The sequence below is a fragment of the Bacteroides pyogenes DSM 20611 = JCM 6294 genome, assembly GCF_000428105.1.
GTDB lineage: Bacteria > Bacteroidota > Bacteroidia > Bacteroidales > Bacteroidaceae > Bacteroides > Bacteroides pyogenes.
In genome coordinates, this window is record NZ_ATZH01000009.1 from 40,542 (window position 1) to 53,937 (window position 13,396).

Consider the following 13,396-nt stretch of genomic DNA (forward strand, 5'->3'; position numbering starts at 1 on the left):
TTTCTTGGGCTTTTATACCCGCTTTATACCCCAAATCGCTATCTTTGCCTCGCATAATCTGTTTTTAACGAATAAACTACGATAATCATACTGACAATGAAACAGTACAGAACCGTAAACAACCTGATGGGTTGGCTTACTTTCATCATTGCGGCAACCGTCTATTGCCTGACCATAGAGCCTACTGCCAGTTTCTGGGATTGCCCGGAGTTTATTACTACCGGATACAAGCTGGAAGTCGGTCATCCGCCCGGAGCACCGTTCTTCATGCTGGTGGCGAATCTGTTCTCTCAGTTCGCTTCGGATGTGACGACTGTGGCGAAGATGGTGAACTATATGAGCGCACTGATGAGTGCCGCCTGTATCCTTTTTCTTTTCTGGAGCATCACGCACCTTGTCCGCAAGCTGGTGATTACAGACGAAAATCATATCACTTCCGGACAGCTTATCACCATTATGGGTAGCGGACTGGTGGGCGCATTGGTCTATACATTCAGCGATACATTTTGGTTCTCTGCTGTGGAGGCTGAGGTTTACGCCTTTTCTTCACTCTTCACGGCCATCGTGTTCTGGCTCATTCTGAAATGGGAAGATGTAGCTGACGAACCGCACAGCGACCGCTGGATTATCCTGATTGCTTACCTTACGGGTTTGAGTATCGGCGTACACCTGCTGAACCTGCTCTGCCTGCCTGCCATCGTATTGGTGTATTACTATAAAAGAACTCCGAACGCCACAGCGAAAGGTTCGCTTATCGCCCTGCTGGGCTCAGGCGTACTGGTGGCTGCGGTGCTCTACGGTATCGTTCCCGGCATCGTGAAAGTAGGCGGATGGTTCGAACTGCTGTTTGTCAACGGACTGGGCATGCCTTTCAATACCGGTGTGGTAGTCTACATCATAGTGCTTGCAGCCGCCCTCATCTGGGGAGTGTACGAAAGCTATACGGAAAAGAACAAAACGCGCATGGCGGTTTCTTTCGTCCTTACTATCGCCCTGCTGGGTATTCCGTTCTACGGACACGGCACAAGCAGTGTCCTCATAGGCATACTGGTCATCGCCGCGCTCGGTTTCTATCTGGCTCCGAAGATGCAGCAGAAGATGAAAGAAAAAGCCCGCATATCTGCGCGCACGCTCAACACGGCGCTGCTCTGTACGATGATGATTGTGATCGGCTATTCTTCATACGCGCTTATTGTGATCCGCTCCACAGCAAATACGCCGATGGACCAGAACTCTCCGGAAGATATCTTCACGCTGGGAGAATACCTCGGACGCGAACAGTACGGAACCCGCCCGCTATTTTATGGCCCTGCCTTTTCTTCGAAAGTGGCGCTCGACGTAAAAGACGGATATTGCGTACCCCGCCAAACCGAGAAAGCATCGAAATACATCCGCAAAGAGAAAACTTCGCCCGACGAGAAGGACTCGTACATGGAACTCACCGGACGGGTAGAGTACCAATACGCGCAGAATATGCTCTTCCCACGTATGTACAGTTCCTCGCATGCCGCACTCTACAAGCAATGGGTGGACATCAAAGGAAAAGACGTCGCCTACGACGAATGCGGACGGAACATTATGGTGAACATACCCACGCAATGGGAAAACATCAAGTTCTTCTTCACCTACCAGCTGAATTTCATGTATTGGCGCTATTTCATGTGGAATTTTGCCGGAAGGCAGAACGACATTCAGGGTAGCGGAGAGATAGAGCATGGCAATTGGATCACCGGCATTTCGTTCATCGACAAGATGTTGGTAGGTGATCAGGAGCTGCTGCCGAAAGAGCTGAAAGAGAACAAGGGGCGTAACGTATTCTATTGCCTCCCGTTATTGCTCGGACTCATCGGGCTGTTCTGGCAGGCTTACCGCAGCCAGCGAGGTATCCAACAGTTCTGGGTAGTATTCTTCCTGTTCTTCATGACGGGTATCGCCATCGTGCTCTACCTCAACCAGACTCCGGCACAGCCGCGTGAACGCGACTATGCGTATGCCGGCTCGTTCTATGCCTTCTCCATTTGGATAGGTATGGGAGTGGCGGGACTGATACAGTGGTGCTCGCGGATGAAGCCTCAGAAAAGGTTGATCGACGGTGCAACGGAAGAAGAAGCCGAAAAGATAAGAAAGACGCTGGAGGCGAAAAGGGCGACATTCATCACCAAAGAGGAAGAAGAGGAATTGGAGGACAAACTTGCCTCATTGTACGAGACTTACATCCCGTTCAACCCCACTCCGACGGTGGCGGGTCTCGTTTCGTTGCTTTGCTTGCTGGTTCCCATACAGATGGCCGGACAGACATGGGACGACCACGACCGTAGCGGACGTTATGTAGCACGCGATTTCGGACAGAACTATCTGATGACGCTTCAGGAAAAGGGCAATCCGATTATCTATACCAATGGCGATAACGATACTTTCCCGTTGTGGTACAATCAAGAGGTGGAAGGTTTCCGTACCGACGCCCGTACTTGCAATCTGAGCTATTTGCAAACAGACTGGTACATCGACCAAATGAAGCGTCCGGCCTACGACTCTCCTTCGCTCCCCATCACTTGGGAACGGGCCGAATACGTAGAGGGACAGAACGAATACATCCCGATTCGTCCGGAAGTAAGAAAACATATCGACGAAATGTATGCGCAAGCCGAGAATGCCCTCAAAGGAGGAAATCCGGAAGCGATGAACGAACTGAAGAATCAGTTTGGAGAAAATCCTTACGAACTGAAGAATATCCTCAAATACTGGGTACGTTCTGACAAAGAAGGACTTCGGGTGATTCCGACAGACAGCATCGTAGTAAAGATAGACAAAGAAGCTGTTCGCCGTTCGGGTATGAAGATACCGGCCGCATTGGGCGATTCTATCCCCGACTATATGACGATCAGCCTGAAGGATTCGAACGGGAAACCTAAGCGCGCGCTCTACAAAAGCGAGCTGATGATGCTCGAAATGCTTGCCAATGCGAATTGGGAACGCCCCATCTACATGGCTATCACGGTGGGAGTCGACAATCAGCTGGGCATGAACAAACACTTCATTCAGGAGGGGCTGGCCTATCGTTTTACTCCGTTCGATACGGATAAACTGGGGGTAAAGATAGACAGCGAAAAGATGTACGACAACCTGATGAACAAGTTCAAGTTCGGAGGTATCGACAAGCCCGGAATATATATCGACGAAAATCTGATGCGCATGTGTTACACGCATCGCCGTATCTTCTCCCAATTAGTCAGCCAATTGGTGAAAGAAGGAGAAAAAGAGAAAGCTCTTAAGGCCCTCGACTATGCGGAGAAAAAGATTCCGGCATACAACGTTCCGTACGATTGGGCGAACGGCGCTTTCCAAATGGCGGAAGCTTACTATCAGCTGGGACAGAAAGAAAAAGCCGACAAGATAATGGATGAACTGGCTAACAAGTCTTTGGAATACATGATATGGTATTTGAGCATGAGTGACGCTCAGCTTGCTATTGCGGGTGAGAACTTCGTATATAACGCGAGTCTTCTCGACGCTTACATCCGTCTGTTGCAGAAATACGACTCGCAGGAATTGGCTAAGCATTATTCGGTGCAATTCGATACGTTGTACAAAGAATACGTAAAAAGAATGGGGAACTAACGGTTAGCTTCTCGACCCTGAAGAAAAAAACATTCAACGCTGAGATTAAATGTTTATAGAACAACCCCCTTGTCTTTTCCGGGCTTTATATCCACAGGCCATTTTCCGGATGGATCCGAACGAACGGGCCGTCTACCTGACTTTTGACGACGGTCCGATTCCGGAAGTGACTCCTTGGGTAGTAGACTTACTGGAAAAGCACGGCATAAAAGCCACCTTCTTCATGGTGGGCGACAATATCCGTAAGCATCCGGAGGAATATCGGATGGTAGTGGAGCATGGGCACCGTATCGGTAACCACACGTACAATCATATCCGCGGATTCAATTACTCAAACCCCGACTATCTGGCCAACGCCAAGCAAGTGGACAAGGTGATTCACTCCGACCTGTTCCGCCCGCCACACGGACACATGGGGTTCCGGCAGTATTATACTTTGCGGCATCACTACCGGATTATCATGTGGGACCTGGTGACGCGCGACTATAGTAAACGGGTGCGCCCCGAACAAGTCTTGGAGAATGTGAAACGCTATGCGCGGAACGGCTCCATCATTACCTTTCACGACTCCCTAAAGTCATGGAACAACGGAAACCTGAAATACGCCCTTCCCCGTTCTATTGATTTTCTGAAAGAAGAAGGGTACGCATTTAAAGTGTTCGATTAGCAATCAATAGCTTACAACAAGCGGCGAACGCAGCTTCTGTACATACTCCGCCATATATCGGTTCCACGCATCGACACTCTTTATGGCAGCTTTGTCCCATGCGGATCCCCAGTAATACACGTATTCACTGCCCGGCTGATAGTCGCTGATTGCCAACACATGTCCATCAGCGCCGCCGCGCAATTCTTTCTTTTCCTGTTCGGGGAAGAGAACTGTTTTCGCCTCTTTTACTTCTACGGGGAACGCAGCTCCCATGAACATCTTACCGTTATCACCGCCGGGGTTGGTAGTAGGATCTACATAGGTGATATAACCGCCTGCCGCATCGGTCTTCACCACACCGTCAGGCTCGTGTAGAACGATTCCCGTGGCCACAGGCATGGTTTCTTTCAGATTGGTATATGTGATCACGGTTCTGTTGAGGTAAGAGCCTGCGTCGAGCGAAATGAGGCGTGTCTCTATCACGTTCGAATCGCCGCGCACCACAAGCGGAGTAAACTCGAGCTTCACCGTGAAGCGCAACGGCCCGTTATCCAAAATCTCATGTGTACGGTAGCAGTAGGGATAGATAATTGTATCCCCTTCCATCAACGCCGAAGCGCCGCCGCCCAACGTAGGACCTACGGCGTAGCAGTCCATCCCGTTGCCATGGTCTACATGATACGAAATAGCCCGTTGCATTTCGGCAGCCGCTTCGGGGTCGGTCTTCTTCAGTTCTGCAATCTTCGCACGCTTTTCCGCATTCAGCTCCTCCGCATAGCGGGCCTCTACCACAGGCTGCGTGGTGTTGTATTTGGTGAACACATCGTAGCCGAATGCCCGTTCGCCCTTTTCCTGCAGGGCAGGCCCATAAGCGCGGAAAGCCACCAGATCGTTCTCCCACGCCACATCGTCCATTCGCTCGGGATACTGGCGCCCGCATGCAAGAACGTCAAACGGAGCCGGTTCACCCGCTTGGATGGTATACGAAGCCGTACCGCCCGCTTCTACGGCAGCGGCGAAAATCAGCTTTTGGTCGTAGGTCAGCTGATAGGGCACTTGTTGTCTGTTAGCATCGAGCACTACGATCTGTGCCGTATCGGGCAATTGCAACTTTGCCGTCACATCATTCATGGAGATTTCCACCATTTCGCCGGCACGTTCTATCGACAAAGGGTTCGTAACGGTGACAGTCATCGTACGGTTACCGCCGGCGCAAGAATAACATATCCAAGCGACGGCAAACAATAAAAGAGTCTTTTTCATTATTCATCAGGTGTTACATCGGACAAAAATTCAGAGCTTTGAGAATCGATGGCGCTGTTTCTTGTTCCGAAGAATTTTATTATTCATATTCCATCTCCCGCAAACGGTTTACCTGCACTCATGAATACTGCGGGCATCATAACGATGCGGTTTCGGCAAAACAATATCCGGCATCGTATGCAAACATAATAAAAAGGGTGATAAGCAGCAAGAACAATCCGCCACAATATCACCCTGTATATTCAGCTATATCTCCGGGCAAGGCCTGTAGAGCAACAATAAAAACTCCGATACGACCCGTATATTGCGTTTTCGTCCCGCCCGGCTTCTATCAAGGGCGGCACAACATACCAATTGAACGGCTCCGTATAGTCATTTTCATCCCGGTACTTTCTGAAACGTCCGAGTTGTCATGTACTCACTACAGAATCTCTCCTTTGTTCATGCCGGCGATGAGAATAAACACGAGGCCATCCGGGAAAGAGCTTCCGCCCTGCTGCAAATAGATGATGCGGGAGCGGGCAGGAGAGGGGCCGAGAGCCTCAGCCCTTCTCTTCATTTGCCGGAAGATGGCGTTTATTTCGGCTGTTTGCCGATGTAGGCCAGAATTCCGCCGTCCACGTAAAGCACATGTCCGTTTACGAAGTCAGAGGCTTCGGAAGCGAGGAATACCGCAGGACCTGCCAGATCTTCCGGAGTTCCCCAACGGGCAGCCGGAGTTTTGGCAATGATGAACTGGTCGAACGGATGGCGCGAACCGTCGGGCTGGATCTCGCGCAACGGCGCAGTTTGCGGAGTAGCGATGTAGCCCGGGCCGATGCCGTTGCATTGGATGTTGTATTCGCCGTACTCCGAAGCAATGTTGCGGGTCAGCATCTTCAATCCGCCTTTGGCTGCTGCGTAAGCAGAAACCGTCTCGCGTCCCAGCTCGCTCATCATCGAGCAGATATTGATGATTTTGCCGTGTCCTTTCTTCATCATCGAAGGAATGACCGCTTTGGCAACGATAAACGGTGCGTTCAGATCGACGTCGATCACCTGACGGAACTCTGCCGCACTCATTTCGTGCATCGGAACACGTTTGATGATGCCCGCATTGTTTACCAAAATATCGATTACTCCAACTTCTTTCTCAATGCGGGCTACCATAGCGTTCACCTGCTCTTCGTTCGTCACGTCGCACACATATCCTTTCGCGTCGATTCCTTCGGCTTTGTAGGCAGCCATACCTTTATCTACCAACTCTTGTTTGATATCGTTGAACACGATTTTAGCGCCGGCTTTCGCGTAAGCACTCGCAATAGCAAAACCGATTCCGTAAGAAGCGCCTGTCACCAGCGCTACTTTGCCTTCCAATGAAAAGTTTACCATAAGATTGAATTTTTTTAATGTGCCGATGTGCCGGGCATCGGTAGCAGACGATGCAAGATGGCACGGCAGGCACGGTTGAGTTTATAAATTGTTATTTTAAATCCGTGATAGGGGAGAACTCCTGTCGTTTGCAATCGAAGTTCACCGCCTATTCCACTAATAAAGGTGCTTCTATCTTCTCTGAACAAATTCTTTGTAAGAAGCTGTTCGTTTACGCACACGATGCAAAAATAGCAAAAGAAAACGGGGAAACCTTGCGTTTTTGTTCCAATTACTGCCAAAAACGTACAGAATTAACTCTATGCAGCTTTTTAACTCAAGTATTTTTAAAGCAATCTACTAAGAATAGATCAAAAGTTCCGAAATCCGTTACATGTCGAAAAAGCAAGAGAGTAATTTATGAAAAGCCCGCTTTTTCGGCAAGACGGAAACTATTAGCAACTTCCCGCTTTCTTTAGCTACCGGATGCAAAATGGTATAATAATGCAGAATAGCTTTTAGAGAACACTGATAAAAAGAGCATGTTTTCAAGTTTCGAATGCACGGGTGAAAATGCCGTTTACCGCATGAAACGTTCTTAGACAAGAGGTATCGGATTTCCCTTAGAAAAGATACTGTACCCGACACTGGAACACATCTACTTTTTGCTTCTCTTTCTGATACCTGTTCACAGTAATATGGTGATAACCGGCGCGGAACGTCACGTTCTTATTCCAGAACAGAGAAAGTCCCACCGTAATGTCCTGCATCTTCCCCGCCTTTTCAAATCCGTCGATGTACGAACCTGCCAAGGCATCGTTGTCTCTCAGGTCGAGATAGCCGTATCCGAGAGCAAGCTCCAGATTCTTCCGGTCGGGGTTGTCCACTCCCGAACCTGCGTAATTGTATTTATAATCCGCAGGATTCACCACGATGCCGCGCGCCGATACATAGAATCCCCCAGTGTTATACTCTTTCCCTTCATCACGCGAAATGTGTGACCAATAGTACTGACTGCTCAACTGGAAGTTATGGTAGATGGCCTGCAACTCCGCCGTAAACTTGTTCTCCCAACGGGCATCGGTGACGTCTATCTCTACCGCCTTCCGCTTATCTACCGAAGTCAGAAAACCTTTTCCATAAAGCACACGGGCATGCTCTCCATTGTTCGATTCGGCTTTTACGTGCATCGCCGAGAAACCGACATGGAATCCGTATCGCTCTTTCATAACGGGGCGCCACACAAACCGACCGGCGGCAGTATATCCCTGAGGTCCTGACTTGTCGGTACTCTTGCTAAGCGCGGAGTTATCGGCAAAAAGACCGTACTGAAACCAGAGAGGATTGTTATAAATCGTGTGCATGACGCCGATACGGCGTCCCGGCTGATAGATGTTCGCTTCCGGTTCGTCCATGTATTCTTTCTTTGCCGAGCTGTAAGCCGAAGACAGGCCGAAAGGTACGGTATAATGTCCCGCACGCACAAAGTTGTTCTTCTCAAAACTATATTGCAGATAAGTATCTTTCAACGATACCACATTGTTCGCAAGGCTGACATCACCCCGTATCGACCACTTCCCGTAAAAAGCCTTGAATCCGATACGCATGTCGCGCACGGAAACACCTTCGTTCATTTTCCCTATTTGCTGCTCGGAAGCATCATTTTGGGCATACGTAGCTGCATCGAACAGAGCGCGTCCGGTTAATTTCACCGAAAACTTATCTTGCATGGACTCCACAACACCCGTTGAAGTCTCTTTCCCTGCGCCCGGTTTCATGGAGAAGTTCCCTTGTACACCTTCTTGTGCGCTTGCCTGTATCGTCCACAAAGCAGCAATACCCCAAACTATAATTTTTTTCATATTCTTCTATTTATATATTGTTTTATCAATCTTTATCTCGTAGCAGCAATGTTTCAGCAAACCGGCTATTGTCCGTCACCGGCGTCTTCGTAATACGGAGAAGACAGCATCGGGCGGCATCGCATATGGCAAACGGGCCTCGTTCGTTTCCGATTTCTTCGTAGCACGGAGAAAACCGATAAATGATTCGAAGCATATTCACTACTGTTCGTCCTCGATGCTTTCGTAGGGGCTACAGCCTCAGGCGCGATAACTTCGCGCACCTCACTACTGTTCGTCCTCAATACTCTCGTAGGCGCGGATGGCTTCCATGAACCGTCCGTTCACGGCATCCAGCGTATAAAGTCCGTCGGTATTTACAGAAAGCCCTTTCAGCGATACCTGAAAAATCATCGGCGGATTATCCGGGGTGAGCAATTCGATGTTTCTCAACTGCGCCGTCGACTGATAAACAAGGTTGATGGTCACATACAGCTTCCCTTCTTTGTCTGCCCATTTTTCTATCACCATCTTACTGCCGATAGGCGTTTTCTTCTCGATAGAGTGGGGGAGTTCATAATCTTCCACTCCCAAAGCCGCCGCAACCGATGCCAGATTGGAATCGTGCCCGCAGAGGAAAGTAAATTTACGGTTGTCGGCATTCAGCTCGTCGTACATATAAACCAACAAAGGATGGGCTACGTTGACTGCCACAATCGGCGCCGAAAACAGTACATCGCCATAAACGTCCTTAATCTTGGCTATCTTTTCCCAGTCTGTAATTGTCAAATCGTGTCCGAAAGCCGCTTTCTTCACATCCGGTTCCTCGTAATATTGAAGGATGAAAGCATCGGACGCCGTGTTCGCCACTTTCAGCGAGCCTTTCATCTTAGGCTCATCGCCTTTCTTCAGAATAATGCGGGTATTATAGTCGTCGAACGCACAAATCTGTCCCGATTTACATGCCGGAGAATCTTTCAGGTTGAGCACCCTCGCCGTTATGTCGTACGACTCTTTCAGCCCTTCGTTGATGCCGACAATCCCTCTTGGCCCGCCGAAAGCGGCAATTTGCTTCAAAGCCTCCGCCTCAAAACGAGGACCGGCTTTCGTCAACCGCGGAAAGAACACCGGATCCATCTTACTCGGTGTAAAGCGATGATTCACCCTCACATTGGCAACCGGCAGAAACGCCGCCGTGAAATAATGCGCCGTAGCGATACATCGCTGCATGCTGTTGGCGTATATGTTCACCTCATCTTGCGTGGGAACGGCATTCTCCGGAAAGAGTCCCGCACCGACCAGCCACTTGCGGAAGAAAAGTCCGTTCATGGTCTCCAACGCGCCTCCCCGGCAAGTGAGCTCACTGGCTGCCGCACTCCAATCGTGCCAAGGATGCGATGTGATCTCCTCCAGCACACTGCCTTTGGTGGAAAGCGGAGCACGAATATTGTGCCGGCTCAATACGACAACCTCTTTCAGTTGATAACGGTTTTTGAAGTCATCGGTGCGCTTCGTCTGCGCAAACAATAACGAAGGATACAACGCAAGTATTGCGATTACCCAAAGAATTTTAAAGAAGCGTTTGCCATCCGAATCCGGCAAACCAAGTCTGAAAAAACAATTTGTATCCATAATAGAAAAGTTTTAGAGAGTTCTTAACTGAATTTACGGCAAAAAGAGAAAGAACTCAAATCCCTGCATTGTCGCACGTCTATTCCTATTTTAAGTAACAAATAAAAACAAAAAAAGATTGTCCACAGCAATGCCGCCGGATTGCCGGAAAAATCATTCCTGATTTAAAGATTTACTGATAAGATCACAAAAACATCCGGAAAAGGCATAGGGGAGTATGTGCGAAGCATGAAAGAGTATGCAGCCTACCTCCCCCTGACTATCTTCTTAATATCGTTCAGCTTGTTCAAAGCCTCGATGGGAGTAAGGTTGTTTACGTCGAGATTCAGTATCTCGTCGCGTATCTGGCAAAGAATGGGGTCTTCCAGTTGGAAGAAACTAAGCTGCATGCCCCCGCGATTCTCGCTTACTTCCGCCAGCGGTTTACCCGAAATGCCTTGCTGGCGACTGTCCGATTCAAGTTGCTTCAATATTTCGTCGGCACGCTTCACGATGCTTTTCGGCATACCCGCCATCTTTGCCACATGGATACCGAAGGAGTGCTCGCTTCCGCCCCGTTCGAGCTTGCGAAGGAAAATCACCCTGTTATCCACTTCTTTCACCGACACATTGTAGTTCTTAATCCGCTTGAACGACTTTTCCATTTCGTTCAGCTCGTGGTAGTGCGTGGCAAACAACGTACGCGCTTTGGCTTTGGGATGCTCGTGAATATATTCCACAATAGCCCACGCTATGGAGATTCCGTCGTAAGTGGAAGTTCCGCGTCCAAGCTCGTCGAACAGCACCAAGCTACGTGTAGAAATATTGTTCAGTATATCCGCCGCTTCGTTCATCTCCACCATAAATGTAGATTCTCCCACCGAAATGTTATCGCTCGCACCCACACGGGTAAATATCTTATCCACCAATCCGATACGCGCGCTCTCTGCCGGAACGAACGAACCTATCTGAGCAAGCAACGTGATTAAGGCGGTCTGTCGCAGAAGCGCCGACTTACCTGCCATGTTCGGACCGGTGATGATAATGATCTGTTGCGTACTGCTATCAAGCATCACATCATTGGCTATATACTTTTCTCCTATCGGCAGCTGCTTTTCAATCACCGGATGGCGTCCCTGACGAATATCGAGCACATCACTGTCTTCAATCACCGGACGAATGTAATGGTTCTCACGCGCCACATTGGCGAACGAAAGCAAGCAGTCGATACGCGCTATTTGATTGGCATTAATCTGTATCTGTGGAATAAATTCCGCCAAAGCCTGTACCAGATCGGCATACAACCGCGTTTCCAACGCCATGATTTTGTCTTCCGCCCCGAGAATCTTTTCTTCATACTCCTTCAGCTCCTGCGTAATATAGCGTTCGGCATTCACCAACGTCTGCTTGCGTATCCATTCCTGCGGCACCTTATCCTTATGCCCGTTGCGCACTTCGATGTAATAACCGAATACATTGTTGTAAGCCACCTTCAGGCTCGGTATTCCCGTCTGTTCGCTTTCTCTCTGTTGAATCTGAAGCAAGTAATCCTTTCCCGAATACGAAATCCGACGCAGTTCGTCGAGCTCGGCATTCACGCCGTCCTTTATCACTCCGCCTTTATTTATCAATAGGGGAGGGTCGTTCTGAACCTCCTTGTCTATCCGGTCGCGAATGGAAACGCAAAGGTTCAGTTGCTCGCCGATGCGGTTTAGGCTCGCATTATCGGCTTCGAGACAAGCCTGCTTGATGGGTTGGATGGCCTGCAAAGCCACCTTCAACTGCACGACTTCGCGAGGAGAAACCCTGCCTACGGCAACCTTCGAAACGATGCGCTCCAAATCGCCGATGAGATGCAACTGCTCTTCAATAAGCTCCTTGAAGTCGGGCTGCCTGAAGAAGTATTCCACCACATTCAGGCGGTCGTTGATGGGACGCTCGTCTTTCAGCGGAAACACCATCCAACGCTTGAGCAGGCGGGCTCCCATCGGACTGATTGTACGGTCGACCACATCTATCAGACTGCTTCCCCCGTCGTTCATGCTGCCTATGAGTTCGAGGCTGCGAACGGTAAACTTATCCAACCGAACGTACTTTTCCTCTTCGATGCGTGCCAGCGAAGTGATGTGCCCTATTTGCGTATGTTGCGTCATGGTGAGGTATTGCAGAATAGCACCCGATGCGATAATACCGTTTTTGAGATGCTCCACGCCAAACCCTTTCAGATTCTTGGTTTCGAAATGCTTCAGCAATTTCTCACGCGCCGAACTGTCGGTAAACACCCAATCGTCGAGTTCGAAAGTAAAGAATTTGCTGCCGAAGTTTCCCTCGAACATCCCTCTTCTTCCGCGTTCGAAAAGCACCTCTTTGGGCGCGAAGTTATTAAGCAGCTTGTCTACATAATCAAACGGTCCCTCAGCCGTGAGAAACTCGCCGGTAGATATATCGAGAAAAGCTACTCCGCAACTCCCTTTGCCGAAGTGAACCGCAGCAAGAAAGTTGTTCTCCTTGTAATTCAGCACATTGTCATTGATAGATACCCCGGGCGTAACCAGCTCCGTGATGCCCCGCTTCACGAGCTTCTTGGTAAGTTTAGGGTCTTCCAACTGATCGCAAATGGCAACGCGCTTACCGGCGCGAACCAATTTAGGCAAATAAGTATCGAGCGCATGATGAGGAAATCCCGCCATCTCGATGGTTTTCTCTTTTCCATTGGCGCGCTTGGTCAGGGTAATTCCTAGTATTTCGGATGAAATGATGGCATCTGTAGAATAAGTTTCGTAAAAATCGCCGCAACGAAACAGCATCACTGCATCCGGATGTTTGGCTTTCAAATCCAGAAATTGCTTCATCATGGGCGTGAGGACAATATCTTTATCATTCACTGTAATTTCTTTCTCTTTTCTCATTTTAAAATACCCATCTTTTTTAAAAAACAAAGATACGATTTTCTGACAGAGATTCAACCGGATGCGGCTTCCTATTTTTCCAAATAAGTGTTACAAAGCTTCAAAGAAAAGCGGTCATTTTCTTAACAAAGCAGTCGAAAATACTAAAACATGTT

7 protein-coding genes and 2 pseudogenes are annotated in these 13,396 nt (G+C 49.0%); 4 read left to right on the top strand and 5 right to left on the bottom strand.

Annotation, left to right across the window (positions count from 1 at the left end; translation table 11 throughout):
• Window positions 1-96: 96 nt before the first annotated feature.
• From C234_RS18175 to C234_RS0102040, 3 genes and pseudogenes are all read left to right on the top strand, one after another.
• Window positions 97-2,052 (top strand): annotated as a pseudogene (locus tag C234_RS18175) (glycosyltransferase family 117 protein); the annotation flags it as partial.
• A gap of 186 nt (window positions 2,053-2,238) precedes the next feature.
• Window positions 2,239-3,618: pseudogene (locus C234_RS18180) on the top strand (tetratricopeptide repeat protein); the annotation flags it as partial.
• 49 nt (window positions 3,619-3,667) lie between these two features.
• A complete protein-coding gene (locus C234_RS0102040; protein ID WP_021644190.1) occupies window positions 3,668-4,285 on the top strand; it encodes a polysaccharide deacetylase family protein in 618 nt (205 codons plus the stop codon).
• 3 nt (window positions 4,286-4,288) lie between these two features.
• On the opposite strand, the gene C234_RS0102045 is transcribed toward C234_RS0102040, so the two are convergent.
• On the bottom strand, window positions 4,289-5,530 hold the full coding sequence (locus C234_RS0102045) for a DUF4861 domain-containing protein (RefSeq protein WP_027324399.1): 1,242 nt from the start codon (window positions 5,528-5,530) through the stop codon (window positions 4,289-4,291).
• 412 nt (window positions 5,531-5,942) lie between these two features.
• On the opposite strand from C234_RS0102045, the gene C234_RS17330 reads away from it, so the two are divergent.
• Complete coding sequence (locus C234_RS17330; protein ID WP_148295105.1) at window positions 5,943-6,131, top strand: hypothetical protein; 189 nt, start codon at window positions 5,943-5,945, stop codon at window positions 6,129-6,131.
• Here C234_RS17330 and C234_RS0102055 read toward each other — a convergent pair.
• From C234_RS0102055 to mutS, 4 genes are all read right to left on the bottom strand, one after another.
• Entirely contained in the window at window positions 6,107-6,901 is a 795-nt protein-coding gene (locus tag C234_RS0102055) for a gluconate 5-dehydrogenase (protein WP_027324400.1), read from the bottom strand. The genes C234_RS17330 and C234_RS0102055 overlap by 25 nt on opposite strands.
• A 602-nt stretch (window positions 6,902-7,503) precedes the next feature.
• Complete coding sequence (locus C234_RS0102065; protein WP_027324401.1) at window positions 7,504-8,742, bottom strand: porin; 1,239 nt, start codon at window positions 8,740-8,742, stop codon at window positions 7,504-7,506.
• Window positions 8,743-9,009: 267 nt separating this feature from the next.
• Entirely contained in the window at window positions 9,010-10,353 is a 1,344-nt protein-coding gene (locus tag C234_RS0102070) for a histidine-type phosphatase (RefSeq protein WP_051290122.1), read from the bottom strand.
• A 245-nt stretch (window positions 10,354-10,598) separates the two neighbouring features.
• Window positions 10,599-13,241: a DNA mismatch repair protein MutS gene (mutS, locus tag C234_RS0102075; RefSeq protein WP_200865069.1), complete on the bottom strand. Its 2,643-nt coding sequence runs from the start codon at window positions 13,239-13,241 to the stop codon at window positions 10,599-10,601.
• Window positions 13,242-13,396 lie beyond the last annotated feature (155 nt).

Bases quoted from the DNA above. Each gene is read 5' to 3' on its own strand.
- C234_RS0102065 (WP_027324401.1), bottom strand. From the start codon at position 8,742: ATGAAAAAAATTATAGTTTGGGGTATTGCTGCTTTGTGGACGATACAG.
- C234_RS17330 (WP_148295105.1), top strand. From the start codon at position 5,943: ATGTACTCACTACAGAATCTCTCCTTTGTTCATGCCGGCGATGAGAAT.
- mutS (WP_200865069.1), bottom strand. From the start codon at position 13,241: ATGAGAAAAGAGAAAGAAATTACAGTGAATGATAAAGATATTGTCCTC.
- C234_RS0102070 (WP_051290122.1), bottom strand. From the start codon at position 10,353: ATGGATACAAATTGTTTTTTCAGACTTGGTTTGCCGGATTCGGATGGC.
- C234_RS0102045 (WP_027324399.1), bottom strand. From the start codon at position 5,530: ATGAAAAAGACTCTTTTATTGTTTGCCGTCGCTTGGATATGTTATTCT.
- C234_RS0102040 (WP_021644190.1), top strand. From the start codon at position 3,668: ATGTTTATAGAACAACCCCCTTGTCTTTTCCGGGCTTTATATCCACAG.
- C234_RS0102055 (WP_027324400.1), bottom strand. From the start codon at position 6,901: ATGGTAAACTTTTCATTGGAAGGCAAAGTAGCGCTGGTGACAGGCGCT.